Below are 24,406 nucleotides of genomic sequence, written 5' to 3'. Positions count from 1 at the left end.
GTAAGGAGACGTACCGGTGTGCCTGCTGGAAGCGAACGCCAAAGACACTTTGGGGCAATTAGCTGAGACGGCGGTGACGGTCACGGTCAGGGTTGTGGAGCGAGCGCACACGTTCCGTCCATGACGTTTTCACAAGTGGAGGCTCAACAGCTGGCCTCAAGCGGGAGCTCGCTGCTCGTTTTCGTTCCGAAGTTCCCTGCACTCGAGCTGTTCTGAACTCCGGCGTGGCGCCGCGCTATGGCAGTCACATTCCGCAGGTCGGAATCGGCGCGCCGCGCAATAGTCCGGCCTCCGCCTTGCCGATACATGGGCGGCGCCAGAGCAAAGGATCGAGTTGATGCAAGCGCAACGCAATTGCCCGCCCCCGCACCCCAGCCCGTCGCGTCCCGCCCTGAAACTGCCGGACGGGGCCTGTGACACGCATTGCCATGTCTTCGGACCCGCTGCGAAATACCCCTTCAGCCAGGCGCGCGCCTACACCCCCGAGGACGCCCCCGTTGAGCGCCTCCAGGCACTGCACGACCTGCTGGGCATTTCGAAAGCCGTCTATGTCCAGGCCAGCTGCCATGGCTTCGACAACAGCGCCATGCTGGACGCCATCGCGCTGAACCCGGCTGACCGGCGCGGCGTCTGCATTGTACCGGCTGACATCGACCAGGCCGCATTGGTCCAACTCGACCGGCGCGGCGTGCGCGGCGCCCGGCTGAATTTCATGGCGAGGCTCTCGGCGGCCCCTGACCGGGACGCCGCCACACAGCTGGCCAAGCGCATTGCCGCCCTGGGCTGGCACCTTGTCGTACATTTCGATCCCGAGGTGCTGCCGGATCTGTCGAGCTGGCTGGGTGCCCTGCCCCTGCCCGTCGTCATAGACCATATGGGGCGCCTGTCGGCGTCGGACGCCGACGGACCGGAAATGAAGATCCTTCTTCGCCTGCTCGAAAAAGACAACGTCTGGTGCAAGATATCGGGGGCCGAACGGAACTCACTCACCGGTGCGCCCTGGCACGACGTTTTGCCCATCGCTCACGGCATCCTCGACGTCGCTCCGCACAGGGTATTGTGGGGAACCGACTGGCCCCATCCGGTTCTGGACCGGGAGATGCCTGATGATGGCAAACTCGTGGATCTGATTTCCAACCTCATTCCCGATGCTCAGATGCAGCAGGTGCTCGTGGACAATCCGAAACGCCTCTATGGCTTTGCATGACCGCCTCGGCAGCGGATGGGCAGCAGCAGGCGTACAGGCGGTCAATCAAGCGTTCCGCCAGCCGAAATCCGCTGCACTCTGCAATGCGGTCGCCCTGCCCGCCTGCCATGAGTTCCCCAGTTTTTGCCAACCAGGCTTCGGGAGGAGCAGCATGAAAAAACTATTGGGGGTTGTCAGTGGGATACTGGCGTCTGTTGTCATGGTCGGGTCGCCGGCCCTGGCCCAGGAAGAATACCCCGTGGACACGGTAACGGTCATCGTGCCCTACGCGGCCGGGGGAGCCGCTGACCTTGTGGGCCGGATCGTGGCCGAGGAACTGTCCAAGCGTTTCGCCGCAAACTTCATCGTCGAAAATGTCGGCGGCGGTGGCGGCACGATCGGTGCCGAGCGAGCAGCACGCGCCGCGCCCGATGGCGCAACACTGCTGCTCGCGGGCAATGCCATCATCACCACTTCGCCGCATCTGTCCGAGGTCGGCTTTGACCCACTCAATGACCTGGTTGCCATTGCAAATGTCAGCGAAGCCCCACGCATGCTTGCGGCAACGAAAGAAATCGCCGAGCTGAGCAATTTCGAGTCGTTTGTTGCCTACGCCAAGGACCATCCAGGCGAGCTGAACTATGGCTCGGTCGGCGTCGGTTCCACCGGCCATATTGCGATCGCCGACCTGCTGGCGTCGGCTGGTATCGAGGCCACCCACATCCCCTATTCGGGCGCGAGTGAAGTAGTGCAGGCCGTGCTGTCCGGCGACGTCCATTTCATGCTGGAGGCATCCACCATCGGTCAGGTCAGGCAGGGCACAATGACACCGCTGGCGCTGCCAGGCGCTGAGCGCATGGCAGAATTTCCCGATGTCCCGGGCCTGGCCGAATTGGGCTACCCCGATGTCCGCGGGACGGGACGTCAAATGCTGATGGCGCCCGCGGGAACCCCGCCGGACCTGTTGGCGCGGGTCGAGCTCGCGCTCAATGCCGCAATCCAGGATCCGGAGGTACAGGACAAGTTTGCGCGCATCGATATCACGCCGAAATTCATGACGATGCTCGAGACGAATGAGGCTCTGCAGCAGGAATACCATCACTACGATGGCCTGTTGGCCGAGATGGGTCTGAAGTAGCCCACCAGATCACTGCAACTCCGGGACGCTGGGCCCAGCAGTTTCATCACGCGTAAATGTGGCGACGGTCCGGTAATCCGGGCCGTCTCTTTTTGACGACACTCCCATAGCCCGCCGAATGCGCGCCGGATGACGGGTATGCGCCGCGGGCGTTCGGAAAATTCTCGCCACTTGCCGACACCATAAGGCGGTGTGAAGAGTTCCGGTCTTGGCCGTGACGGGTGGCGGCGCGGCTTATGGAGTGAGGTTATACAGATGGTGCCCAATCTCAAGGACAGCGGGCTGGTGCGGCAGGCGGCCTATATCGGCGGCGAATGGATCGAGGCGGCGGGTGGCAAGACCATCGCGGTGACCAATCCGGCCACGGGCGAGGTCATCGGCCAGGTGCCTGATCTCGATGCGTCGGCCACGCGCCGCGCCATCGAGGCGGCCGAGGCAGCGCAGAAAGACTGGGCGGCCCGCACCGCCAAGCAGCGCTCCGACCTGTTGCGCGCCTGGTTCGACCTGATGATCGCCCATCGCGACGATCTGGCATCGATCCTGACGGCGGAACAGGGCAAGCCGCTGGCCGAGGCGCGCGGCGAGATCACCTACGGTGCCAGCTTCATCGAATGGTTTGCCGAGGAAGCGCGCCGCATCAATGGCGACATCATTCCCGGCCACCAGAAGGACAAGCGCATCATGGTGCTGAAACAGGCCATTGGCGTCGTGGCCGCGATCACCCCGTGGAATTTCCCCAATGCCATGATCACCCGCAAGGTGGGGCCGGCCCTGGCGGCCGGCTGCGCCATGGTGCTCAAGCCGGCCAGCCAGACGCCGTTCTCGGCTATTGCCCTGGCAGTGCTGGCCGAGCGCGCGGGGCTGCCGGCGGGGCTGTTCAGCGTCATCACCGGCTCGGCCCGTGCCATTGGCGGCGAGATGACCAGCAACCCGCTGGTGCGCAAACTGACCTTTACCGGCTCGACCGAGGTCGGCGCCGAGCTCTACCGGCAATGCGCCCCCACGATCAAGAAACTGAGTCTCGAACTGGGCGGCAATGCGCCCTTCATCGTCTTCGACGACGCCGATCTCGACGCGGCGGTCGACGGCGCACTGATCGCCAAGTTCCGCAACAATGGCCAGACCTGCGTCTGCGCCAATCGACTCTATGTGCAGGACGCCGTCTACGACGCCTTTGCCGAAAAGCTGGCCAAGGCCGTGTCCGGCCTGCGCACCGGCAATGGCTTTGACGAAGGCGTGGTGCTGGGGCCGCTGATTGACGACAAGGCCGTCGCCAAGGTCGAGGAACACATCGCGGACGCGCTCAGCAAGGGGGGTGCCATTGCCCTGGGTGGCAAGCGCCACGCCCTGGGCGGCACCTTCTTCGAGCCGACCGTGCTGACCGGGATGACCGCGGACATGGCCGTCGCGCGGGAGGAGACGTTCGGCCCGGTGGCGCCGCTGTTCCGGTTCAGCGACGAAGCCGATGTGATCGCACAGGCCAATGATACGGAGTTTGGTCTGGCCTCCTACTTCTATGCCCGCGACCTGTCGCGCGTCTGGCGCGTCGCGGAAGCGCTCGAATATGGCATGGTCGGGGTCAATACCGGCCTGATCTCCACCGCCGAGGCGCCATTCGGCGGTATCAAGTCATCGGGCCTCGGCCGCGAAGGCTCGCGCTACGGCATCGAGGAATTCATCGAGCTCAAATATGTCTGCCTGGGCGGCATAGGCGCCTGATCAGGCGCGGGGTCTGGCCTGGCGAGGTGCAGCCGTGCGACTCTTTCCGGCCACCCAGATATGGTGGCGCTCGCCGCCACTGGCGCCACGGGCGCGGACCCGGGCTTCCTCGACGTCAAACCCCGCCATGGCCAGCCGCTTGGTGAAGGGGGCGCTGGTATGGGATGACCAGACGGCCAGCACGCCGCCATCACGCAGCGCCCGCAGGGTGCGGCGCAATCCGGCGACGGTATAGAGCTGGTCATTGGCGTCGCGGGTCAGCCCCTCGGGGCCGTTGTCGACATCGAGCAGGATGGCGTCATAGAGCTTTTCCCCGTGTAGCAGGGCACCAACATCGGCCTCGCGGATCGTCACGCGCGGGTCGGAGAGGCTCGTCCCAAATACCTCGGCCATGGGGCCGCGCGCCCAGGCGACCACGGCGGGCACCAGTTCGGCGACCGTGACCTTTGCCTCGGCCGGCAGGATGGCCAGGGCGGCGCGGAGCGTGAAGCCCATGCCGAGGCCCCCGATCAGCATATGGGGCTGTTTCTGCTGGCTGATGCGCGCAAAGGCCAGGCTCGCCAGCGCCTCTTCGGAGCCGCTCATGCGGCTGTTCATCAACGAGGTCGAGCCGGCCATGATGGAGAATTCGCTGCCGCGCTTCATCAGGCGCAGCGTGCCTTCGCCGCCGGGCACGGTGGCCGTGTCGAGCAATTGCCAGGGATTGACCGCCATGCTGTCTCGCAAAAAAGAAAGCCGGCCGATTGGGCCGGCTTTCGGGAATAGACCGGAAGGAAGCGGTTTAGCGCTTGGCGAAGAGGTTCCAGGCGCCGGTCACCGTCAGTGCGGCCAGGGCCATCTTGAGGATGTCCCAGACGATGAAGGGCTGCACGGCCTTGGCAAAGGCGGAGGCGACGACATTGGACTGGTCGATCCAGCCAGCCTGGCCGGCCATGACCAGCAGCCAGGCAAAGCCCAGTACGAAGAGCACGGCATCGCCCACCAGCATGGCAGCAAACAGGGTCAGCGGCTTGCCCGAGGCGCCGCGATCGGCGGCATAGCCGACAATGGCAGCCAGACCCAGGAAGCCGATGAGGAAGCCGCCCGTCGGGCCGGCGAGATAGGCAAGGCCGCCGCCGGTGGCGAAGACCGGCAGGCCGAAAGCGCCTTCGAGCAGGTAGAGCGCCACCGTGGCAACGCCGATGCGCATGCCGAAAGCAGCGGCCAGCGCGGCAATGGCAAAGCCCTGCAGCGTCACCGGCACGGGCCAGACCGGCACGTTGATCTTGGCGCAGATGGTGATGAGCAGCGTGCCGAGCACGACCGTCGCGATGTTGGCCGCCAGTTTGGCAGCGTCGCCCTTGGGCTGGAATACGCCGAGGAGCGTGTTGGGCGTGGTCAAAGTCACGGCCATTTCATACCTTCCATGCTTGTCTGAACCGGCGTCCCCTCCCGGGCCGCACTGTCATTCAGGTATCGACTTCTTAGTCTCTCGGCAAAGTGAGTGCAATGGCATCGCCCGCCCCCGCCCTGTCCTTCGACCGGACCTTCCTACCACAGACCGGCGAGCCGGTCGTGCTGGCGGAAGGTATTACCCGCATCACCGCGCCCAATGCGAGTGCCTATACGTTCACCGGAACCAACAGCTTTCTACTGGGGCACGAGCGCCTTGCGCTGGTCGATCCGGGCCCGGACGACGCGGCCCACATGGCCGCCCTGCTGCGTGCCATTGCCGGAAGGCCGGTCGCGGCCATCATCCTGACGCATACCCACCGCGACCACAGCGCATTGGCGGCCAGGCTGGGACGGACGCTGGATGCGCCGCTCTGGTTCGGCGGCCGGCATCGGCTGTCGCGACCGCTGCGGCGATTCGAGCGCAATCCGATCCGCCGCTCCTGCGACTGGGACCTGGTGCCCGACCGCACGCTGGTCGATGGGGAATCCATCACGGCCGGCGATTTGGCGGCCAGCGTCCACAGCACGCCGGGCCATTGCGCCAATCACCTGGCCTTCGCGATCGGGTCCGACCTGCTGAGCGGCGATCATGTGATGGGCTGGAATTCGACGCTGGTCTCGGTCCCCGATGGTTCGATGGCCGATTATTTCGCATCGCTGGACAAGGTCATCGCCCTGCCCCAGCACCGCTACCTGCCGGCGCATGGCGGGCCGATTGCCGATGGCCGGGCCTATGCCACCGCCTTGCGGGCGCATCGCCAGCTGCGCAATGGGCAGGTGATTGCGGCAGTCGAGGCCGGCGCCAGCAGTATCGCGGCTCTGGTGGCGGCCATCTATCCCGACCAGCCGCTGCCGGTGCGGCTGGCTGCCCGCATGACCATTACCGCCCATGTCGAATATCTCGAAAGCCTGGGGCAGCTGACCGTCCGTCGTGGCCCGTTCGGCACGCGGATCATGAAGTAGGGCAGTTCTTCACCTCTCCCTCGAGGGAGAGGTCAGAAAGCCTATTCAGCCGTCGGCACATCCGGGGAGACGTCGTCTTCCGGGACCGTCTCGAGCGGCTGGTTGGCGCTGGGATTGTCGCGCAGCAGGGTGGTGACGGCATCGTCGAGCGCAGCGAGAAAGGTCTCGATGCGACGCCCATTCGAGCCGAAATCGTGCTGGGCATTGAGCGAGGCGGACCGCATGTCCACGACGGCGTCGGTATCGCTGCCGGTCACCCGGATCACCACTTCCTCGCGCCATCCGGCCAGGGTCATGACCTGGGCATTGAGCTGGCCGACGTCGACGCCGGTGCCCGGCTCGCGCAGCAGCCGGATCTCCCAGCCCCAGCCTTCGACCAGATCGCGCACCACCGCAAAGGTCGGCACGAGGCCAAGCGGATAGAGGCGGCGTTCGACATTGGGGAATTCCACCGCCAGTTCAGGGGCGGTCAGCGTCTTGGGTGGCGGCATCATGGCCGTGCCGGGCTCGAAGACCAGCGGCATCGATCCGCGATCGGCCGTCGCGATATCGGTCACCGCCGGGTAACGCAGCATCAGGCTGGCATACCAGCCGAAGGGCACGAGACTGATCAGCCCGAACAGCAGGCCGGCCAGCGCCCTGCCCCAGCCCTGATCGCCGGTCTGCCACAGCCGCGCCAGCGCGATCAGCCCGATCAGCACGGCCAGCAACGCCACAAGGCCGGATGCCAGCGCCGCCACGACAAACACATCGCTGGTGATGAGGCGCAGCCGGTGCAGCAGCAGCGAGATGACGACGAGCGGCACCGCGACGCTGCCCAGCCGGCGCGCCCAGATGGCCCATCTCGATGTTCGGATCAGTATGCGCAAAGCAGCCTCTTCACATGCGTGGGGAGATTAGCCGCAAGGTGTTGCGCGAACTTGAACATTTGCCTGCCAGGCGATCATTTGGTCTTGGTCCGGGGCTCTGCGGCGGGCGCCGCGCCGCACATGCTGCGAATGGCGCGCCATTCGGCAGCGGTGAAGGGCGGCTCGAGCCCGGTGGGGCGCTGCTGGCTGAGGATTTCCAGCGCCGCCTTGCGGTCCTCGGTCAGCGGATGGGTGTTGAGCAAGGCCAGGGCACGGGCGAATTCGTCGTCCGCGCCGACGCGGTTGATCAGGTCGGCGAGGCCCGCCGGATTGAAATCGAGCCGCTGCGCCACCTGCGCGGCAAAGGCGTCGGCCTGCCGCTCGGCATCGCGCGAGAAGCGCGCATCGATCATGGTGGCGCCCAGGCCCGCCGCGACCGAAAGACCTGTCATGTCGCCCAGGATGAAGCCGATCAGCGCGCCCGTTCCTGCTGTCGAGATCAGCTGCTCCATGCCGTGCCGATAGGCCACATGGCCGATTTCATGGGCCAGCACACCGGCAAACTCGTCCTGCGTCCGGGCCTGCTCAAGCAGCGAGGAGAAGAAGAAGACCTGCCCGCCCGGCAAAGCAAAGGCATTGGGAATGTCGGAGCGGACGACGCGGATATCGAGATCGAATGGCGAGCCCGATCCGGCCAGGGCCTCTGCGCCGAAGCGGGCAATGGCGCGGTTGGCGAGGCTGTCGGGGTTGGCATCGCAGAGCTGCAGGCCACCGCTTTCGCCCAGGCTGGCTTCCATCTGGCCGGCCACCGTCTCGCCCAGGCTGGCCTCCCAGGCGGCCGGCACCATGCCGACAATGCGGCTGGCCAGCAGGGGTACGCCATAGAGGTAGGCGGCAATGACCGCGGCCAGGGCCACCGTCGCGGTCACCGCCAGCCGCACCTGACGGCCGGTCTCCTGCCGCCGCTTTTCGGTGAGGACCGGCAGCGTGGCCAGCACCCGGGCCACATCGTGCTGCCCCTCGACCACGACGCGGGCGCCGGCAGGCTGGCCATTGGCCCCCAGTCGCAATTCGTCGCGCCGGCCATGCAGGGCATAGAGCGTAGTGGCCGGCCAGCGGCCCAGCTCGGCGCCGTCTCCGCTGCGCCGGATCACCAGCATGCCGACCGCGCCCGTAGCTTGGTATTCCAGCTCAACGGCCTCTACCTCGGCCACCAGCCCGTCGTGAAAGCGCGCCGCTATCGCCATCAATAGGCTCCGACATTGAGCGCATCGGCCAGGCCTTCGCCGGCCAGCGCCTTGTCTTCATCGCGCGCCCGTACGGTGCGGAGGCTATCAAGCCCGGAGATAGCGGCGCCGCGTGCCACCAGGGTCCATAGGCCCAGGCCGAGGAAGAGCTCGACCATGAGGCTGAAGGCCGCGAGGATCAGCAGGTAGCCGAAGATGATGGCCACAAGCGTGATCAGGCTCCCCCGCATGTGCTGCATGAAGATGTCGAGGTCGAACTGTCCGCCGGCAAAGGCAGTGCCGGCGACGATGCCCAGCACGACAACGCCACCGATGGCGAGGACGATATAGCTGCCGACCAGGCCCAGGCCGAACAAAGCGTGTTGCCAGACCAGACCGCGCGCCCGCACCTTGACCGTCAATGCGGCTCCGCCCAGCCGCACCGAGGAGAACATCTGCGTCAACTCGCGTGACCGGTAGTAGAGAAACACCAGGCCAATCAGCAGGGCGGCCACCAGCAGCGGCGGGAAGCCGGCCGGGTTTGGCGGGCTGTCGAACGCGCCAATGGGCGCGGCAAGGCCCAGGCCGATCGCCCCCATGACAACCACGATGCCATAGGCCAGATAGAATGGCCGGGCGAGCTGCCGCCAGGTCCCGACAAAGCCGAACTGCCGATCGCCATACCAGCTGTGGCGATAGCGATAGGCCCAGAGATTGGCGCTCATGAAAGGATAGGCCAGCCCCGCCGTCACGATCACCAGCAGCGACCAGAAGAAGCGCCGGAAGGCATAGTTCCAGGCGCTGCCGCCCTGGTCGCAGCGGATACCGCGCCACAGGGTGCGCGACAGCCGGAAGTCGCGCGCCCGGTAGATGGCATAGCCGGTGAGAAACCACAGCAGCACGCCGACCCCGCCATAGCCGACAATGGCCGCCTGCGAGGACAGGGTGGAGAGGTAGAAGAACAGGCCATAGAGCGGCACGAAGACGGCCAGCGCCATCAGGAAGCCGAGCAGCAGCTGCATGGCATGGCCGGTATATTCCAGCGGATCGCCGGCGATCTCGGTGTGGGACCAGTAGAAGCGCCGCTTCCAGGTGGTCAGCCAGAAGCGGTAGAGCCCAATGGTCGGGAGCAGCAGCAGATAGCCGCGCAGCAGCATGCCGCCCAGCTCACGCCGCGTGCCGGTGAACTTTACCGGCACTGGCTTTTCCACTGTCCCACCCCAGACCATCGCAGTCCTCACATCATGGTTTTCTAGGCGAGGCGTGGAGAATTGGGAAGCAGGGTGCGGGGGAGCCATCAGTCGACACCCTCCCCCTTCAGGGAGGCCGGTAGAAGGCCTATGGATAAAGCCGGGTACTCACCCAGGGCTGGTCCGCGCTTTCTCGGGTAAAACGTACCCGGTCATGCAGGCGAAATTCGCCGTCTTTCCAGAATTCGATGCTGGTCGGCACGATGCGGAAGCCCGACCAGTGCGGCGGGCGGATCACGGGGCCGTCGTCGATCGTGGTGGCGAGTTCGGATAGGCGATTGAGCAGCGTCATCTTGCTGTCGAGCGCCCGCGACTGTTGGGAGGCCGCCGAGGCAATCTGGCTGCCCTTGGGACGGCTGCCGAAATAGGCGTCGGCCTCTTCGGGCGAGACCACTTCGACCGGGCCGCGCATCCGCACCTGCCGGCGCAGCGATTTCCAGTGCATCACCATGGCGGCCTTGGGATGGGCCAGCAGCTGGCGCCCCTTCTCGCTCTCGAAATTGGTGAAGAAGCTGAACCCGCGCGCATCTCGGGCGTTGAGCAGCACCATGCGCACATCGGGCATGCCCTCGTCATCGACGCTGGCCAATGCCATGGTGTGCGGATCGTTGATCTCAGCCTCGCGGGCCAATGCAAACCACTCCTCGAACACGGCAAAGGGGTCGAGATCGGTCCGGTCGCCGTCGTCAAACAGGCGTTCAGTCAGCGTTTGAAGCATGAATTTCATCCCTTAGTCGCGAGCCGGCGGCTCAAAACTGGACAAGGCGGGGGGTGGTCGCCATATAGGACGGGAAACCTGGGCTAAGCAACGCCCGACTCATTGAATGGACCAAATGCGCGATCCCTATACCGTGCTTGGGGTGCCAAGATCGGCGAGCGAGAAGGACATCAAGTCCGCCTATCGCAAGCTGGCCAAGAAGTATCACCCCGACCAGAACCCAGACGACCCTGCGGCGCACGGCAAGTTTGCCGAGGCGACGAATGCCTATGACCTGCTCAATGACCCCGAAAAGCGCGGCCAGTTCGACCGCGGCGAGATTGATGCCGACGGCAATCCCAAATTTGCCGGCTTCAATCCCGGTGGCTTTTCGGGCGGGCAGCGCGGCGGCCGTACAGCCGCGGGCGGCTTTTCGGCCGAGGACATCCTCAAGGAATTCATGAGCGGCTTTGGCGGCCAGCAGCGTGGCGGACCCGGAGCGGGCCGCGGCCCGGCCGGCGGCGCGCAGTGGGACCCCTTTGCGGGAGCCGCTGCGGGTGGCGCTGGCGCCGGGCGGAGCATGAAGGGCGAGGATATTGTGGTCAACGCCACCGTCTCGCTCGAGGACGCCCACAAGGGTGGCTCGATCCCGGTGCGCATGCCTTCGGGCAAGGTGCTGTCGGTCAAGCTGCCTGACAAGGTCGAGGAAGGCCAGCAGATCCGCCTCAAGGGCCAGGGCTCGCCCGGGCTCGGCGAACCCGGAGACGCACTGGTCACCGTGCGCTTCGGCAAATCCAAGCAGTTCCGCCGCGACGGCGCGGACCTGCGCACCGATGTGCCGATCACGCTTTACGAAGCCGTGCTGGGCGCCAAGGTGCGCGTGCCGACGCTCGACGGCTCAGTGGAACTCAACCTGCCGCCCGGCATCGACACCGGCAAGGCGCTGCGCCTCAAGGGCAAGGGGCTCTACGGCGAGGGCGATCTCTATGCCAATCTCAAGGTCATCCTGCCCCCTGGCGGAGATCCGGACCTCGAGGCGCTGGCCCGGTTCATGCGCGAGCAGAAGCCGTACAAGGTGCGTGATTAGCAAGACCCCCACCCAGCCTCCCCCTGAAGGGGGAGGAGCAGGATGGTGGATGTGGCAAGATCGAGCCACAAACTGGATCGGTCCCTCCCCCTTCAGGGGGAGGTTAGGTGGGGGTCCTACCCCCGCGGCGCGGCCGCCCTTTGCAGCCGGTCGTTGATCGCCTCACCCAGTCTCTCGTCGGGGATCGGGGCCACGGCAATCATGCTGGCCCCTGCAGCGTCCAGCTCATGCAGCATCGAGAACAGGTTGCGTGCCGCCTCGTGCAGGTCCCCCGCCGGTGACAGGTTACGCATCGGGCCAGCAAACGCCGCTGCATTGCCAAATGCCAGATAGGCCTCGCCAGGGCGCGGCTCGGCATTGAGCCGCAGCAGCGCATTGGGAGCATAGTGACTGACCAGCATGCCCGGCGCGGTGACCGCGACATGCTTTTCCGCCAGCGCGACTGCCACGCCCAGGCGGCGCTCGATCTCCTCGCGCGCCACGGCCCCGGCCCGCAATTGCACCAGTCGCTCGCCCTCGACCCGGATGATGGTGGATTCAACGCCCGCCTGGCAGGGACCGCCATCCAGCACCGGCACCCGGCCGGCAAAGCCGCGCCGCACCTGTTCTGCCGTGGTCGGCGACAGGCGTCCCGACGGATTGGCCGACGGGGCGGCCAGGGGCCGGCCCACCGCCGCGATCAGCTGCAGCGCCAGGGGATGGTCGGGAATGCGGATGGCCACGCTGTCGAGACCGGCCGTTGCCACATCGGCCAGACCATTGCCCGGCCGCGCCGGCAGGACCAGCGTCAGGCTGCCTGGCCAGAGGCTCGCCACCCGGCGCGCCAGTGGCGAGAACTCGGCCAGGGTTTCAGCCATGGCCAGGTCGGCGCAGTGGATGATCAGCGGATTGAAGCGCGGCCGCCCCTTGGTTTCATAGATCGACAGCACCGCATCGGCATCGGTCGCGTCGGCACCCAGGCCATAGACCGTTTCGGTCGGGAAGGCGCAGAGCTGGCCGGCACGGAGCAGCGCGGCCGCCTCTGCCACCGATTTTGGTTCATCCGTCATACATCAACCGTTCATACTGGTGGCGGTTGTTTGACAACGGGACCCCGGCGCGTCAAGACGAAGTGACGAATCGACAGGAGACTCGCCCCGCGTGACCACGCTGCTCGTCAGTCAGCCGAATTTTGCCGACCACGTCACGCCGCAGGGTCACCCCGAGCGCGCCGACCGAATCCGGGCCGTCGAAGAGGCGCTCAGCCGGCCGCGCTTCGACAAGCTGCTGCGCCGCAATGCGCCGTCGGGCGACCTGATGCTGGCCGAATTGGTGCATGATTCCAGATACTTGTCGCGGCTGCGCGATGGCCGCCCGGCCGAGGGGATCGGACAGATCGATGCCGATACCTTCATTTCGGCGGATTCGCTGGCCGTGGTTGCCACGGGCCTCGGCGGCGCCCTCAACGCGCTCGACGCGGTGCTGCTGGGCGAAGTCGACAACGCCTTCTGCGCCATCCGCCCGCCCGGCCACCACGCCGAAATCGCCACACCCATGGGCTTCTGCCTGATCAACACCATCGCCGTCGTCGCCCGCGAAGCGCAGCGCAAATACGGCGCCGAACGTATCGCCATCGTCGATTTCGACGTGCATCACGGCAATGGCACGCAGGATATTTTCAAAGCAGATTCAACGGTCTTCTACGCATCCAGCCACCAGATGCCGCTCTATCCGGGCACGGGCAAGCCAAGCGAGACGGGCGTCGGCAACATCACCAATGTCCCGCTCGACCCCAATAGCGACGGCTCCAGCATGCGCGAGGCCTATGCCAGTCACATCATCCCGGCGCTGATCGATTTCTCGCCCGACCTGATCCTGATTTCGGCCGGATTCGACGCGCATGAGCGCGACCCATTGGCGCAGCTCAACTGGAATTCGGCCGACTTTGGCTGGCTCACGGGCAAGTTGATGGATGTGGCCGAACGCGCCTGCGGCAATCGCATTGTGTCGCTGCTCGAAGGTGGCTATGACCTCAAGGGCCTGGCGGGCGGTGCATCCCATCACGTCGCCATGCTGATGGACGGCGCCATCGGGCGCCTCGACGATTAGGACCTTTGCCATGGCCGAAACCAGCAATGACGACGTCAAGACCCTGACCTTCGAGGCCGCGTTGGCCCAGCTCGAAGAGATTGTCGGCAAGCTGGAATCCGGCCGCGCGCCGCTGGCCGAATCCATCGCCATCTACGAGCGCGGCGAAGCCCTCAAGGCCCATTGCGAAGCGCTGCTGCGCACGGCAGAGGCGCGCATCGAGAAGATCACCCTGAGCCGCGATGGCAAGCCGACGGGCACCGAACCGCTCGACGCCTAACCGCATTCGCATCCAGGCGTGCCACAGAGGCAATATGACCACCGCACCGAAGACCATCCGCAATTTCCGCATCGTCCTGTGGACGCTCGTTGCCCTCGTGGCCATTGGCGCCACGGCGCTTTATCTGTTCCGGCCACCGGCGCGGCCTCTGGGGATCACCGGCCAGGAATTTGCGCTCAACTCGACCAAGGGTGGAGCCTTCACGCAGGATGACCTGCGCGGCGTGCCCAGCCTGATCTTTTTCGGCTACACCTTCTGCCCTGATGTTTGCCCTACGACGCTGGCCGAGACGACGGCCCTGCGGTCGCAGCTGGGGCTGACCGACGAGCAATTGCGCATCATCTTCGTCTCGGTCGACCCCGAGCGCGACACGCTCGACATGGTCAGGGAATATGTCGAGGGCTTCGACCCCAGCGTCATTGGCCTTGTCGGGCACGATCTGGAGCAGACCGAAAACGCCAAGGCCGCCTTTGGCGTGTTCTCCGAAAAGGTCGGCGAGCCTGGCGACCCCTATTATCTGGTCAATCACACCGCGCTGACCTTCCTCATCGACGACGACGGCAGCTTCGAGGGCACCATCGCCTATGAGGAAGCGCAGGACACGGCCCTGGCAAAGGTCAAGCGCCTGGTCGAGGGATGAGCGAGCGCATCCGCCTCGATCTCGCGCTCGAACAGCGCGGCCTCGTGCCGAGCCGGGCCCGGGCGCGCGACGCCATCCTGCGCGGCACCGTCACCATCAATGGCGTCACCGCCCACAAGCAGAACCAGATGGTCGGCCGCGACGACAAGCTCGAGCTCAGCGACCCTGCAGCCAACTATGTCTCGCGCGCAGCGCTCAAGCTGGTTGCCGGCCTTGATGCCGGCGCCATAAACGTGGCCGGCAAGACCTGCATCGACGTCGGCTCATCCACCGGGGGTTTCACCCAGGTGCTGATGGAGCGTGGCGCGCGTCGCATCTACGCCGTCGATGTCGGCCACGACCAGTTGCACCAGCGCCTCAAGGGCAGCGACCGCGTGGTCAGCATGGAGAGCGTCAATGCCCGCGACCTCACGGCCGAGATGATTCCCGAGCCGATCGACCTGCTGGTTTCCGATGTCAGCTTTGTTTCGGTGACCAAGGTGCTCGAGGCGCCACTGGCGCTGTGTACGCCGACCGCCGATGCGGTGATCCTGTTCAAGCCGCAGTTCGAAGTCGGCCGGCAGAATGTCGGCAAGGGCGGCATCGTCACCGATCAGGTCGCCATCGACACGGCCTTGGCCGAAGTCATCGCCTTCATGGCTCAACACGGCTTTGCGCATCGCAAGTCCGAGACCTCGCCCATCGCTGGTGGTGATGGGAACGTGGAAACCGTGCTGGTTTTTGCGAGAAGCTAGCAGACCGCTCATCCGCCCTTCAGGCGGCTTTTCCCTAAGGGGGAGAAGGGAAGAGCAGTCAGTTCCTCTCGAACCCCACAGCGCCGTCCCGGCCGGTCTGGCCGCGATGCCGCAGCATGTGGTCGGCCAGCACCAGCGCCATCATGGCTTCGCCCACCGGCACGGCGCGGATGCCTACGCAGGGGTCGTGCCGTCCCTTGGTGACGATGTCGGTATCCTCGTTGGCCGTGGTCACAGTCTGGCGCGGCGTCAGGATCGATGAGGTCGGCTTGACGGCGAAGCGGCAGACAATGGGATCGCCGTTGGAAATGCCGCCGAGAATGCCGCCGGCCTGGTTGGACAGGAAATAGGGCTTGTCGGCCCCTGCCCGCATCTGGTCGGCATTGTCGATGCCGGTCAGGCTTGCCGATTCAAAGCCCGCGCCGATTTCGACGGCCTTGACCGCATTGATGCTCATCATCGCCGAGGCGAGGTCGGCGCTGAGTTTGCCATAGATCGGCGCGCCCCAGCCAGCCGGGACATTTTCGGCGACCACCTCGATCACAGCACCCACGGAATTGCCTTCCTTGCGGATGCCGTCGAGATAGCCGGCCCACAGTTCGGCCGCCTTGGCATCGGCGCAAAAGAAGGGGTTCTCCCCCACCTGGTCCCAGTCGAAATTGGCATAGTCGATCTTGTGTGGCCCGACCTGGACGAGGCTGGCGCGAATGGTGATGCCCGCCAGCACCTGCCGCGCCACGGCGCCTGCCGCGACGCGCGCCGCGGTCTCGCGCGCCGAGGTGCGGCCGCCGCCGCGATAGTCGCGGATGCCGTATTTCTGGTCATAGGTATAGTCGGCGTGGCCCGGACGGTATTTGTCGCGGATTTCCGCATAGTCCTTGGAGCGCTGGTCGGTATTCTCGATCATCAGCGAGATCGGCGTGCCGGTGGTGCGCGGCCCGTCGGTGCGCTCGTCCTCGAACACGCCCGAGAGGATCTTGACCTCGTCGGCCTCCCGCCGCTGGGTGGTATACTTCGATTGGCCGGGCTTGCGGCGATCAAGATCGCGCTGGATCATCTCTGGCGTCAGCACCAGGCCGGGCGGGCAGCCATCCACGACCACCCCGAGCGCCGGCCCATGGCTTTCGCCCCAGGTGGTGAAACGAAACAGATGTCCGAATGTATTGAACGACATGGAGCGGCCCCGTGGTTGGCGGCTTTCTAGGAGCCACGGGCGGGAAGGTCAATCGGACCTAGCCGCGCAGCAGTTCCATCCGGCCGGGGGTGAAGTGCATGATCGCGTCCTGCGGCGGCGCCCAGTTGATGACGTCGATGATCGGCGCATGCTCGATCAGCACCCGCAGCGTCCGCGCTATGCCGCCATGGGCCACCACCACGGACGGGCCCTTGAGCACGCTGGAAAACTCGGCCAGCCGGGCCTCGACATCGCGGTAGTTCTCCCCATTTTCCGGGCGATAGTCCCAGTAGGCTTCGTCGCGGGCGCCCGGCGCGACCGCCATGTTGGCCGGCAACTGTTCGAACAGCTCGCCCTCGAGCACGCCAAAGGAGATTTCCATCAGCCTGACATCATATTTGACGTCGGGCAGATGAGTGTCGAACCCCGCCCGCACCCGATCCATGGTTTCGCGCGTACGGCCGAGCGGGGATGCGTGCCACTCGAAGGCCATGGGATCCAGTCCGCGCGCCGCGAACAGGGCGGCCAGCGTCCGGCCGTTCTGGTTGGCCTGCCCGCGACCCTTGTCGTTGAGCGGAATATCCTTGCGGCCCTGGTAGCGACGCTCGGCATTCCAGGGGGTTTCACCATGCCGGACAAAGTAGATTTCCGGCCAGACCAACGCTGTCATCGATTCATTCCCGCGCCGCTGAGCCGGCGCGTCCTGCGAGGCTAGAGTGAGCAGCGAGCGCCTATTCGCTCGCCTCGGACGCAACAGTATCGGGCAATGTCATGCCGATGACGGCGCAGCCGGTAGCAACGTACTGGATTTTATCGGCCGCGCCACCTGCCAGATCGCTCAGCAGCTATGTTTCAGCGCTCGCCACCAGCAGCGCGCGCTTGCCTGTCCGCAATCGAGTGGCCATTGTTGCCGTCCCGTGCTGGAGTCGCCGCGCCGGTTGTGGCACATGGCCGAAGGCAGGGACACGTTCACCGCCCGCCAAGCTCCGGTTGTTTCATGACACTTTCCGCCGCCGATATCGTCGCCCAGCTCAGCACAATGCTCGGCGCAAATGCTGTCATCGGCGAGCCAGGGCGGATGGGGAACTACCTCAACGAACCGCGCAAGCGCTTCCACAGGGGCGCTGCCGCCATCGCCCTGCCCGGCTCGGTCGAGCAGGTCCAAGCCATAATGCGCTGGGCGCATGAGCATGGCGTCGGCATCATCCCGCAGGGCGGCAATACCGGGCTGGTGGGCGCGCAGGTGCCGCTGCGGGGCGACGAGGTCATCGTCAGCCTCACCAGGCTCGACCGCATTCGTTCGGTCGATGTCGCAGCCGGGACCATGACGGCGGAAGCCGGGGTGATCCTGGAAAATGCCCACAAGGCCGCCGAGGCCGAGGGCACGATCTTTCCGCTCTGGCTCGGCTCGCAGGGCTCGGCCCGCATCGGGGGGCTGCTCTCGTCCAATGCCGGCGGGGTCAATGTGCTCGCCTTTGGCAATGCGCGGGAGCTCACCATGGGCGTCGAGGCGGTGCTGGCTGATGGCCGGCTCTACCGTGGCCTCAATTCGCTGAAGAAGGACAATACCGGCTACGATCTCAAGGACCTGCTGGTGGGTGCCGAGGGGACGCTGGGCATCATCACCGCGGCGACCCTGAAGATCTTTCCCAAGCCGGAAGACTACGAAACCACCATCGTCAACATTGCTGGCCCCGAGGTGGCGCTGACGCTGTTCCAGCTGCTGCGCCAACGCACGGGCAGCCGGCTCAACGCCTTCGAGATCGTCCCCTGGCTGGGCCTCGACATGCAGCTCCGGCACGGCATGCTGGACCGCGACCCGACGGCGGGGCCCTCCCCGTGGTATGCGCTGATCGAGGTCAGCCGCATGCAGGGCGGCGCGCCAGGCGCGCTTCAATCGGCCATCGAGGCCGCCTTTGCCGATGGTCTCATCGACAATGCGGTCTTTGCCGAATCGCTCGCCGACCGCACCCGCATGTGGGCGTTCCGCGAGCAGATGAGCGAGGTGCAGAGCAAGGAAGGCGCCTCGATCAAGCACGATGTCTCGGTGCCCATTGCCGCGATACCCGCGCTCATCGCCGAGGGCAGCGCCGCCGCGGAACGCCTGTTTCCCGGCATTCGACCGGTCCCCTTCGGCCATATGGGCGATGGCAATATCCACTTCAATTTCAGCCAGCCCGTCGGCGCCGATGCAAAGGCCTTCATGGCCGCCGCAGATGAGAGAATGCATGAAGCCATCTACGAGATCGTGCTGCGGCTTGGCGGTTCGGTTTCGGCCGAGCACGGCATCGGACAGCTGAAGCGCGAGCTGCTGAAGCAGGTCAAGGATCCGGTGGCGCTGGACATGATGCGCGCCATCAAGACGGCGCTGGACCCCAAGGGGATTCTAAATCCGGGAAAGATGCTGGGATAGGCAAGCGCAGGTCGGTCACCATTTTGTGCCGTCTTGCACTCGCCATGCCTGGACGCCATCTATCGCCGCATGCTGCTCAACATTGCCTTTCTCGACGACGCGACGCGTCCACCCATCCAGAAACTCGAAGGCCTGACCGACGCCCAGCGGGCGCCTGGCCAGCATCTGCGCATGATCCATGATCATCTGCGCGACAACATGGTCACGCTCGGCAAGCTAATCGAACGGGCCAATGCCGGCACCGCCACGCAGGCCGAGATTGCGGCCGAGACCGACAGTCTGGCCATGGTCGCCAACTATCGCCGCTTCGGCAATCTCTGCGGCCAGTATTGCCAGTTCGTGCACGGCCACCATTCCATCGAGGACTACGCCATCTTCCCCGGGCTGGCAGCGCAGGGTCCGGCCTTCAAGGCCATTGCCGACCGGCTGCAGGCCGAGCATGTCGTCGTGCACGAATTGCTGATGCGCCTGGTCGACGCGCTCAATGCCCTGGCGGAAGAGACGACGCCCGCGCGTTTCGAGGACACCAAGACGGTCTATCATGCCCTTGAGCGCGTCCTGCTCAGCCATCTCGGCTACGAGGAAGACGCCATGGGCGATGCCTTGGGCTATTTCGGGATCGGAGTCTAGAACAGGTCCAGCTGTCCGCCGCCCGCGACCTTCCTGGGCCGCGGCTCGGGCTTCTGCACCTCTACCTTCTCGATCAACCCGGCATCATCGTCGCGCGCTGAATTGACCCGTGTCGAGACCGGGTGGAATTTCAAGGCGCCATCTTCCAGCGGCAGGGCCAGTTGCGCGGCATGGTGCGCCCGGACATCCCGCACATTGAGCCAGTTCTCGATTGCCTCCCCATCCAGGATGGCAGGCATACGATCGTGGATTTCGCTCAGTTGCGGATTGGCCGGTACGGTGATGGTGGCGACGCTGTCGATCTCCTCGCCATTGGGGCCCATCCAGCTGGCATAGAGCCCGGCCAGCGCCATCGGGCGGTCATTGGCCATGGTGATGAAATAGGGCTGCTTGGTCTTGTCGGGATTGGTGTGCCACTCATAGTAGCCACTGGCCGGGATGATGCAGCGGCCATGCTTGAGCGCGTCGCGAAAGGCCGGCTTTTCTGCCATGGTTTCCACACGGGCATTGACCAGCAGGGGGAATTCACGCGGGTCCTTGACCCAGCCCGGCACCAGCCCCCAGCGGGCGAAATGCGCCTCGCGCCGACCCTCCTGCTCCCAGATGGCGACGATGGGCTGGGTTGGCGCGATATTGTAGCGCGGCACAACCTCAACCCCCTTGAGCAGCCTGAACAGCTCCACCATCATTTCGGGCGGCAGCGTCGAAGCGTAGCGTCCGCACATGTTTCATGTCTCCGGAATCAGCTCGGTAGAGGTAGTCTCTGGCCTGACGAATCGCAAATGGACACAGCGTGAACGACGACCTTCCCAATGCCGCCAGCGTCGCCATCGTGCGCGAAGGCAAGGTGCTGCTGATCAAGCGCGCCTATGCACCCTACCAGCATTTGTGGACCCTGCCCGGCGGCCGCATGGAAGCGGGTGAAACCATCGAGCAATGCGCCATACGCGAGATCGCCGAGGAGGTTGGCCTCGTCATCCGCAATCCGCGCCCGGTCATGGTGCAGGCGCTGGGTCGCGACGGCACGTTCCGACTCGCAGTCTTTGTCACGCGTGATTTCACCGGACAGGTCAGGGCCTCCGACGAGGTGGCCGATCACAAGTGGCTGGATCCGGCGGCCCTGATAGCGCTGCGCACCACCAGCCGGCTCGATGACGTGCTCGCGAGGGCCTTCGCAGTTCTGCTGCAAAGCTGATAGACAGGGCCGACCGTGCGGACTGCCATCTTGAAACAGCTTCGACTGACCATCATTGCCCTGCTGCTTGCCCTCGGCACCGTGCCGAGCCTTGCCATCGACCCGCCCTACCAGCGGCAAATGGAGCGGCTGGCCGAGATCATGGGCAGCCTCTATTTCCTGCAGCCGCTCTGCGATGCCGGCCCCGAGGACTGGCGGGCGCAGATGGCCGAGCTGATCACGCTCGACGAACCCGACGAAGACCGCCGCCAGCGACTGGCCGGGGCTTTCAACGTCGGCTACACGGCCTATTCGCGCTTTCACCGGGCTTGCACGCCCGCCGCACGCGAGGCGCTGAAGCGTCTGCTTATCGAGGCTGAGCGCACGGCGCGCGAGATTCACACGCGCTATGCCGAATAGGCGAGCGGCGCCACGCGGGCCTTCCATACACTTGCGCAGATCCTGTTAACCTTCGGGTTACTTCTCGCGGGTCTGCCACATTTACTCGTGCTAACCCCAAGGTCATGACGACGAGCAAAACCATGTTTGCGCCTGCCTCCGGAAAGGCCGTTTTCGACCGCGATCAGGGCGAGCGGCAGCTTGCGCTGGAATATCTGGCCGAGGCGTGGAATGGCGCGGAAGACGACGGCGTGCAGAGCGCTGCGCTGGCGCATGCCTCGCTGTTTGCCGCACTTGCCACGTTCGTGAAGATGCATGGCGACGAGGCCACCGCGGACCTCATTGCCCTCTTGCCCGACCGCATCCGCTCGGGCGAGTACAATCTCGATCGCATCCTGCAATAGGCTTGCGCCTAGGCGGCCGGTAGCGCCTCAAGGAAGCGCATCGGCTGGCCGACTGACGGCGTCACCAGTTCGCCCTGCCACATCACCGTATTGCCCCGCACCACCGTGCCCACCGGCCAGCCGGTGACCGTCACCCCGTCATAGGGCGTCCAGCCGGCGCGGCTCTTCACCCAGTCATTGGTGATGGTCTCACGGCGCTTGAGATCGACTATGGTGAAGTCGGCGTCATAGCCCACCGCGATGCGGCCCTTGTTGGCGATGCCAAACAGGCGGTTGGGCCCGGCGCTGGTCATATCGACGAAGCGCGACAGGCTGAGCTTGCCCGCATTGACATGGTCCAGCATGGTCGGCACCAGCGTCTGCACGCCGGTCATGCCGGAATGGCTTTCCGGATAGGGATGATCCTTTTCCGCGCTTGTATGCGGGGCGTGGTCCGAGCCCAGGATATCGGCCACGCCATTGGCGACGCCCTTCCAGATGCCCTCGCGATGGGCCTTGTCGCGCACCGGCGGGTTCATCTGGGCATAGGTGCCGAGACGGGTATAGGCGGTTTCGTCCAGCGTCAGGTGGTGCGGCGTCACCTCGACGCTCGCCACATCCTTGTGGTCGGCGAGGTAGACGATTTCTTCCTTGGTCGAGATATGCAGCACATGGATGCGCTTGCCGGTCTTGCGGGCAAGGTTGACCAGGCGCGTCGTGCAACTCATCGCAACCTCGGGCGAGCGCCAGATCGGGTGGCTCGACGGATCGCCTGGCACGCGGAGGTGCTTGCGCTCTTCGAGCATGTATTCGTCTTCGGAGTGAAAGGCGGCCCGGCGCGAAATGGCGCGCAGGATGGCTTCGACACCGGCATCGTCCTGCACCAGCAGCGAGCCGGTGGACGAGCCCATGAAGACCTTGACGCCGGCACAGCCCGGCAGCTTTTCCAGCTCGGACAGTTCGCCGACATTTTCGTGCGTGCCGCCGATATAGAAGGCGAAGTCGCAATGCATGCGGTTGGTGCCCGCCGCGATCTTGGCTTCGAAAGTCTCGCGGCTGGTGGTCAGCGGATTGGTATTGGGCATTTCGAAGACGCCGGTGACGCCGCCCATCACCGCAGAGAGCGAGCCCGATTCGAGGTCTTCCTTGTGCGTCAGGCCGGGTTCACGGAAATGCACCTGGGTATCGATGACGCCGGGCAGGATATGCAGCCCCTTGCAGTCGACGATTTCGGCCGCGCTGTCGCCGACATTGCCGAGCGCCGCGATACGGCCATTGCGCACCGCGATATCGCCGAGCCCCTCGCCATCCTGGTTGACCAGCGTGGCGTTCTTGAAAATGGTGTCATACTGCGCCATGTCTTGGTCCCGCCTGTGCAAAGCCTTGGGGCCGGTTTAGCGGACGCTCCGTCCGGGAAGCAAGAGATCATGACCATCCATCTGCGTGCCGACCGTGCCGTTTTCCGCTTTTCGGGGCCGGACGCGCACAAGCTGCTCAATGATGTGGTGACCGGGGAGATACCGGCCATCGGTTTGGGTGAAGGCGAAGTGGCGGCTGCCTGGGCGCTGCTGTCAGCGCAGGGCAAGATCCTGGCCGAGGGGCTGGCCGGTCACGCCGAAGACGCCATCTGGGTCGATGTACACCAGTCGGTCGCCGACGATTTCTTCAAGCGTATGAAGATGTATCGCCTGCGCGCCCAGGCCACGATCGACGACCTGCGCGAAACCCATCGCGTCGGCTTCGCGCAGGATGAAGAACCCACAGGCATCCGCCATACCGACCGCATGGGGCCGATCGACATGGGCTACAGGACCATTGCCCCGGTCGAGGCGACGGCCAGTTGGGTGCAGGATGACGCGTTCTACCATGCTGAGCGAATCGGCGTCGGCATCGCTCACCAAGGCAATGACTTCCCGGCCAATGACGCCTTCGCACATGATATCGGCCTCGACATTCTCGATGGTATCGACTTTGCCAAGGGCTGCTATGTCGGCCAGGAAGTGGTCAGCCGCATGAAGCATCGCGGCACGGCACGGCGCCGCCCGGTCATCGTCTCGGGCATCGACGCGCCGGCAGGGAGCGCCGTTGTGGCCGGCGGGCGGGAGGCCGGAGCGATCGGTCAGGTGCTCGATCGCATGGCTGTCGCCATTCTCCGTCTCGACCGCATCACCGATCCCGCGGCCGTCACGGTCGAGGGCAAGCCGGTCGGCGTGGCCCTGCCCGTTTGGGCGACGTACCAGTTCGGGGACGCCGTAGCAGAAGACTAGTCCGGTTTGACGGCAGCAGAGTCCCCCGAATCGGGACTGACTGCTACGCTCGCTGCCAACAGCCTGCTAACCGATGGGGGCATCATGGCACGCGCAAGCGCACGGGCCTGGCAACGCATGTTGTCGGGTCGGCGGCTCGATATTCTCGACCCATCGCCGATGGATGTCGAACTCTCCGACATTGCGCATGGGCTGGCGCGCGTCGCCCGCTGGAACGGCCAGACGCATGGGGACTACCCCTTCTCGGTAGCCCAGCATTCGGTGCTCGTGCTCGAACTGTTCCGCGCGCACAATCCCGACAGCGAGCCCGTGGCCCAGGTGCAGGCGCTGCTGCATGACGCCCCCGAATATGTGATGGGCGACATTATCTCGCCGTTCAAGGCGGCGATGGGTGGCAATTACAAGGACGTTGAGAACCGCCTGCTGTCGGCGATCTACCTGCGATTTTCATTGCCCGCCAGCATGCCCGCGGCGCTTGCCAAGCAGGTCAAGAAGGCCGATCGGGAGGCCGCTTTCTTCGAGGCTATCCACCTTGCCGGCTTCGATGACAGCGAGGCCCGCAAGTTCTTTGGCGAGCCCAGCCTCCCCGCCTTTGATGTCGATGCCTTCGACCGCTTGATTCGACCCTGGCCGACGCGGGAGGCGCATGACCGGTTCGTGGCCGCCTTCGAGGCGATTTCCCTTTAGCGACAACAGC

General features: G+C 65.2%; 27 protein-coding genes. 16 read left to right on the top strand and 11 right to left on the bottom strand.

All coding sequences use genetic code 11. The features are described from left to right. Positions 1-337: 337 nt before the first annotated feature. The 3 genes from ACLI1C_RS05865 (at position 338) to gabD (ending at position 4,043) form a co-directional block, all read left to right on the top strand. Positions 338-1,207, top strand: a complete 870-nt coding sequence (locus ACLI1C_RS05865) for an amidohydrolase family protein (RefSeq protein WP_411395931.1) — start codon at positions 338-340, stop codon at positions 1,205-1,207. Next, positions 1,194-2,324, top strand: a complete 1,131-nt coding sequence (locus ACLI1C_RS05860; RefSeq protein WP_411395930.1) for a Bug family tripartite tricarboxylate transporter substrate binding protein — start codon at positions 1,194-1,196, stop codon at positions 2,322-2,324. Before ACLI1C_RS05865 ends, ACLI1C_RS05860 begins: the two co-directional genes overlap by 14 nt. 255 nt (positions 2,325-2,579) lie before the next feature. Then, positions 2,580-4,043: an NADP-dependent succinate-semialdehyde dehydrogenase gene (gene gabD / locus ACLI1C_RS05855; RefSeq protein ID WP_411395929.1), complete on the top strand. Its 1,464-nt coding sequence runs from the start codon at positions 2,580-2,582 to the stop codon at positions 4,041-4,043. Here gabD and ACLI1C_RS05850 read toward each other — a convergent pair whose 3' ends face one another. Next, positions 4,044-4,757, bottom strand: coding sequence for a spermidine synthase (locus tag ACLI1C_RS05850; protein WP_411395928.1), 714 nt, complete (start codon positions 4,755-4,757; stop codon positions 4,044-4,046). It lies immediately after the preceding gene. Between the two features lie 67 nt (positions 4,758-4,824). Then, entirely contained in the window at positions 4,825-5,436 is a 612-nt protein-coding gene (locus ACLI1C_RS05845; protein ID WP_411395927.1) for a biotin transporter BioY, read from the bottom strand. A 95-nt stretch (positions 5,437-5,531) separates the two neighbouring features. On the opposite strand from ACLI1C_RS05845, the gene ACLI1C_RS05840 reads away from it, so the two are divergent. Next, a complete protein-coding gene (locus ACLI1C_RS05840; protein ID WP_411395926.1) occupies positions 5,532-6,440 on the top strand; it encodes an MBL fold metallo-hydrolase in 909 nt (302 codons plus the stop codon). A gap of 41 nt (positions 6,441-6,481) precedes the next feature. Here ACLI1C_RS05840 and ACLI1C_RS05835 read toward each other — a convergent pair whose 3' ends face one another. The 4 genes from ACLI1C_RS05835 to pdxH all read right to left on the bottom strand — a co-directional run bounded on the left by ACLI1C_RS05835 (position 6,482) and on the right by pdxH (position 10,470). After that, positions 6,482-7,309: a DUF1499 domain-containing protein gene (locus tag ACLI1C_RS05835; RefSeq protein WP_411395925.1), complete on the bottom strand. Its 828-nt coding sequence runs from the start codon at positions 7,307-7,309 to the stop codon at positions 6,482-6,484. A 74-nt stretch (positions 7,310-7,383) separates the two neighbouring features. Further along, positions 7,384-8,535 (bottom strand): M48 family metallopeptidase, encoded by a 1,152-nt coding sequence (locus tag ACLI1C_RS05830; protein WP_411395924.1) that lies wholly within the window; start codon positions 8,533-8,535, stop codon positions 7,384-7,386. Then, positions 8,535-9,713, bottom strand: a complete 1,179-nt coding sequence (locus ACLI1C_RS05825; protein WP_411395923.1) for a DUF898 family protein — start codon at positions 9,711-9,713, stop codon at positions 8,535-8,537. Before ACLI1C_RS05825 ends, ACLI1C_RS05830 begins: the two co-directional genes overlap by 1 nt. Before the next feature lie 139 nt (positions 9,714-9,852). Continuing rightward, a complete protein-coding gene (pdxH, locus tag ACLI1C_RS05820) occupies positions 9,853-10,470 on the bottom strand; it encodes a pyridoxamine 5'-phosphate oxidase (RefSeq protein WP_411398234.1) in 618 nt (205 codons plus the stop codon). Positions 10,471-10,597: 127 nt separating this feature from the next. Here pdxH and ACLI1C_RS05815 point away from each other — a divergent pair, with 127 nt between their 5' ends. Further along, positions 10,598-11,548, top strand: a complete 951-nt coding sequence (locus tag ACLI1C_RS05815; RefSeq protein WP_411395922.1) for a DnaJ C-terminal domain-containing protein — start codon at positions 10,598-10,600, stop codon at positions 11,546-11,548. 116 nt (positions 11,549-11,664) lie between these two features. Here the strand turns inward: ACLI1C_RS05815 and ACLI1C_RS05810 are convergent, their stop codons facing one another. Next, a complete protein-coding gene (locus ACLI1C_RS05810) occupies positions 11,665-12,597 on the bottom strand; it encodes an L-threonylcarbamoyladenylate synthase (RefSeq protein ID WP_411395921.1) in 933 nt (310 codons plus the stop codon). A 91-nt stretch (positions 12,598-12,688) separates the two neighbouring features. Between ACLI1C_RS05810 and ACLI1C_RS05805 the strand changes: the two genes are divergently transcribed. Genes ACLI1C_RS05805 through ACLI1C_RS05790 form a run of 4 tightly spaced genes read left to right on the top strand, consistent with a single transcriptional unit; the run spans position 12,689 to position 15,269 of the window. Further along, positions 12,689-13,636 (top strand): histone deacetylase family protein, encoded by a 948-nt coding sequence (locus ACLI1C_RS05805; RefSeq protein WP_411395920.1) that lies wholly within the window; start codon positions 12,689-12,691, stop codon positions 13,634-13,636. A 10-nt stretch (positions 13,637-13,646) separates the two neighbouring features. Then, a complete protein-coding gene (locus ACLI1C_RS05800; protein ID WP_411395919.1) occupies positions 13,647-13,895 on the top strand; it encodes an exodeoxyribonuclease VII small subunit in 249 nt (82 codons plus the stop codon). Between the two features lie 34 nt (positions 13,896-13,929). After that, positions 13,930-14,535, top strand: coding sequence for an SCO family protein (locus tag ACLI1C_RS05795; protein ID WP_411395918.1), 606 nt, complete (start codon positions 13,930-13,932; stop codon positions 14,533-14,535). Beyond that, the gene (locus tag ACLI1C_RS05790; protein ID WP_411395917.1) at positions 14,532-15,269 is read left to right on the top strand and encodes a TlyA family RNA methyltransferase; all 738 of its coding nucleotides are present in this window, start codon (positions 14,532-14,534) and stop codon (positions 15,267-15,269) included. Before ACLI1C_RS05795 ends, ACLI1C_RS05790 begins: the two co-directional genes overlap by 4 nt. Positions 15,270-15,327: 58 nt before the next feature. On the opposite strand, the gene aroC is transcribed toward ACLI1C_RS05790, so the two are convergent. Further along, positions 15,328-16,443, bottom strand: coding sequence for a chorismate synthase (gene aroC, locus ACLI1C_RS05785; protein ID WP_411395916.1), 1,116 nt, complete (start codon positions 16,441-16,443; stop codon positions 15,328-15,330). A 58-nt stretch (positions 16,444-16,501) separates the two neighbouring features. After that, positions 16,502-17,113, bottom strand: coding sequence for a histidine phosphatase family protein (locus ACLI1C_RS05780; protein WP_411395915.1), 612 nt, complete (start codon positions 17,111-17,113; stop codon positions 16,502-16,504). A 327-nt stretch (positions 17,114-17,440) separates the two neighbouring features. On the opposite strand from ACLI1C_RS05780, the gene ACLI1C_RS05775 reads away from it, so the two are divergent. Together ACLI1C_RS05775 and ACLI1C_RS05770 are read left to right on the top strand one after the other, a co-directional pair. After that, complete coding sequence (locus tag ACLI1C_RS05775; protein ID WP_411395914.1) at positions 17,441-18,856, top strand: FAD-binding oxidoreductase; 1,416 nt, start codon at positions 17,441-17,443, stop codon at positions 18,854-18,856. Positions 18,857-18,889: 33 nt separating this feature from the next. Continuing rightward, positions 18,890-19,486 (top strand): hemerythrin domain-containing protein, encoded by a 597-nt coding sequence (locus tag ACLI1C_RS05770; RefSeq protein WP_411395913.1) that lies wholly within the window; start codon positions 18,890-18,892, stop codon positions 19,484-19,486. Here the strand turns inward: ACLI1C_RS05770 and ACLI1C_RS05765 are convergent. Next, positions 19,483-20,211: an SOS response-associated peptidase gene (locus ACLI1C_RS05765; RefSeq protein ID WP_411395912.1), complete on the bottom strand. Its 729-nt coding sequence runs from the start codon at positions 20,209-20,211 to the stop codon at positions 19,483-19,485. The genes ACLI1C_RS05770 and ACLI1C_RS05765 overlap by 4 nt on opposite strands. 68 nt (positions 20,212-20,279) lie before the next feature. On the opposite strand from ACLI1C_RS05765, the gene ACLI1C_RS05760 reads away from it, so the two are divergent. The 3 genes from ACLI1C_RS05760 (at position 20,280) to ACLI1C_RS05750 (ending at position 21,463) form a co-directional block, all read left to right on the top strand. After that, positions 20,280-20,681, top strand: a complete 402-nt coding sequence (locus tag ACLI1C_RS05760) for an NUDIX hydrolase (protein ID WP_411395911.1) — start codon at positions 20,280-20,282, stop codon at positions 20,679-20,681. Positions 20,682-20,711: 30 nt separating this feature from the next. After that, positions 20,712-21,080 (top strand): TIGR02301 family protein, encoded by a 369-nt coding sequence (locus tag ACLI1C_RS05755; RefSeq protein ID WP_411395910.1) that lies wholly within the window; start codon positions 20,712-20,714, stop codon positions 21,078-21,080. Between the two features lie 122 nt (positions 21,081-21,202). Next, on the top strand, positions 21,203-21,463 hold the full coding sequence (locus ACLI1C_RS05750) for a hypothetical protein (RefSeq protein ID WP_411395909.1): 261 nt from the start codon (positions 21,203-21,205) through the stop codon (positions 21,461-21,463). Between the two features lie 8 nt (positions 21,464-21,471). Here ACLI1C_RS05750 and ACLI1C_RS05745 read toward each other — a convergent pair whose 3' ends face one another. Continuing rightward, on the bottom strand, positions 21,472-22,800 hold the full coding sequence (locus ACLI1C_RS05745; protein WP_411395908.1) for a dihydroorotase: 1,329 nt from the start codon (positions 22,798-22,800) through the stop codon (positions 21,472-21,474). A gap of 69 nt (positions 22,801-22,869) precedes the next feature. On the opposite strand from ACLI1C_RS05745, the gene ACLI1C_RS05740 reads away from it, so the two are divergent. Together ACLI1C_RS05740 and ACLI1C_RS05735 are read left to right on the top strand one after the other, a co-directional pair. Beyond that, positions 22,870-23,709, top strand: coding sequence for a YgfZ/GcvT domain-containing protein (locus ACLI1C_RS05740; protein WP_411395907.1), 840 nt, complete (start codon positions 22,870-22,872; stop codon positions 23,707-23,709). Positions 23,710-23,793: 84 nt separating this feature from the next. Continuing rightward, entirely contained in the window at positions 23,794-24,396 is a 603-nt protein-coding gene (locus tag ACLI1C_RS05735; RefSeq protein WP_411395906.1) for a YfbR-like 5'-deoxynucleotidase, read from the top strand. Positions 24,397-24,406 lie beyond the last annotated feature (10 nt).

Origin of the sequence: Devosia sp. XGJD_8, assembly GCF_046614475.1 — a bacterium.
Lineage (GTDB): Bacteria > Pseudomonadota > Alphaproteobacteria > Rhizobiales > Devosiaceae > Devosia.
Note: the sequence above shows the minus strand (reverse complement) of the source record. Positions and strands in the feature narration are given on the sequence as shown.

What these genes read in the sequence shown, in the direction of transcription:
- ACLI1C_RS05865 (WP_411395931.1), top strand. Translation starts at nt 338, where the DNA reads ATGCAAGCGCAACGCAATTGCCCGCCCCCGCACCCCAGCCCGTCGCGT.
- ACLI1C_RS05750 (WP_411395909.1), top strand. Translation starts at nt 21,203, where the DNA reads ATGTTTGCGCCTGCCTCCGGAAAGGCCGTTTTCGACCGCGATCAGGGC.
- ACLI1C_RS05845 (WP_411395927.1), bottom strand. Translation starts at nt 5,436, where the DNA reads ATGGCCGTGACTTTGACCACGCCCAACACGCTCCTCGGCGTATTCCAG.
- aroC (WP_411395916.1), bottom strand. Translation starts at nt 16,443, where the DNA reads ATGTCGTTCAATACATTCGGACATCTGTTTCGTTTCACCACCTGGGGC.
- ACLI1C_RS05860 (WP_411395930.1), top strand. Translation starts at nt 1,194, where the DNA reads ATGGCTTTGCATGACCGCCTCGGCAGCGGATGGGCAGCAGCAGGCGTA.
- ACLI1C_RS05830 (WP_411395924.1), bottom strand. Translation starts at nt 8,535, where the DNA reads ATGGCGATAGCGGCGCGCTTTCACGACGGGCTGGTGGCCGAGGTAGAG.
- ACLI1C_RS05775 (WP_411395914.1), top strand. Translation starts at nt 17,441, where the DNA reads ATGACACTTTCCGCCGCCGATATCGTCGCCCAGCTCAGCACAATGCTC.
- gabD (WP_411395929.1), top strand. Translation starts at nt 2,580, where the DNA reads ATGGTGCCCAATCTCAAGGACAGCGGGCTGGTGCGGCAGGCGGCCTAT.
- ACLI1C_RS05810 (WP_411395921.1), bottom strand. Translation starts at nt 12,597, where the DNA reads ATGACGGATGAACCAAAATCGGTGGCAGAGGCGGCCGCGCTGCTCCGT.
- ACLI1C_RS05780 (WP_411395915.1), bottom strand. Translation starts at nt 17,113, where the DNA reads ATGACAGCGTTGGTCTGGCCGGAAATCTACTTTGTCCGGCATGGTGAA.
- ACLI1C_RS05790 (WP_411395917.1), top strand. Translation starts at nt 14,532, where the DNA reads ATGAGCGAGCGCATCCGCCTCGATCTCGCGCTCGAACAGCGCGGCCTC.
- ACLI1C_RS05765 (WP_411395912.1), bottom strand. Translation starts at nt 20,211, where the DNA reads ATGTGCGGACGCTACGCTTCGACGCTGCCGCCCGAAATGATGGTGGAG.
- ACLI1C_RS05745 (WP_411395908.1), bottom strand. Translation starts at nt 22,800, where the DNA reads ATGGCGCAGTATGACACCATTTTCAAGAACGCCACGCTGGTCAACCAG.
- ACLI1C_RS05795 (WP_411395918.1), top strand. Translation starts at nt 13,930, where the DNA reads ATGACCACCGCACCGAAGACCATCCGCAATTTCCGCATCGTCCTGTGG.
- ACLI1C_RS05840 (WP_411395926.1), top strand. Translation starts at nt 5,532, where the DNA reads ATGGCATCGCCCGCCCCCGCCCTGTCCTTCGACCGGACCTTCCTACCA.
- ACLI1C_RS05850 (WP_411395928.1), bottom strand. Translation starts at nt 4,757, where the DNA reads ATGGCGGTCAATCCCTGGCAATTGCTCGACACGGCCACCGTGCCCGGC.
- ACLI1C_RS05735 (WP_411395906.1), top strand. Translation starts at nt 23,794, where the DNA reads ATGGCACGCGCAAGCGCACGGGCCTGGCAACGCATGTTGTCGGGTCGG.
- ACLI1C_RS05800 (WP_411395919.1), top strand. Translation starts at nt 13,647, where the DNA reads ATGGCCGAAACCAGCAATGACGACGTCAAGACCCTGACCTTCGAGGCC.
- ACLI1C_RS05740 (WP_411395907.1), top strand. Translation starts at nt 22,870, where the DNA reads ATGACCATCCATCTGCGTGCCGACCGTGCCGTTTTCCGCTTTTCGGGG.
- ACLI1C_RS05815 (WP_411395922.1), top strand. Translation starts at nt 10,598, where the DNA reads ATGCGCGATCCCTATACCGTGCTTGGGGTGCCAAGATCGGCGAGCGAG.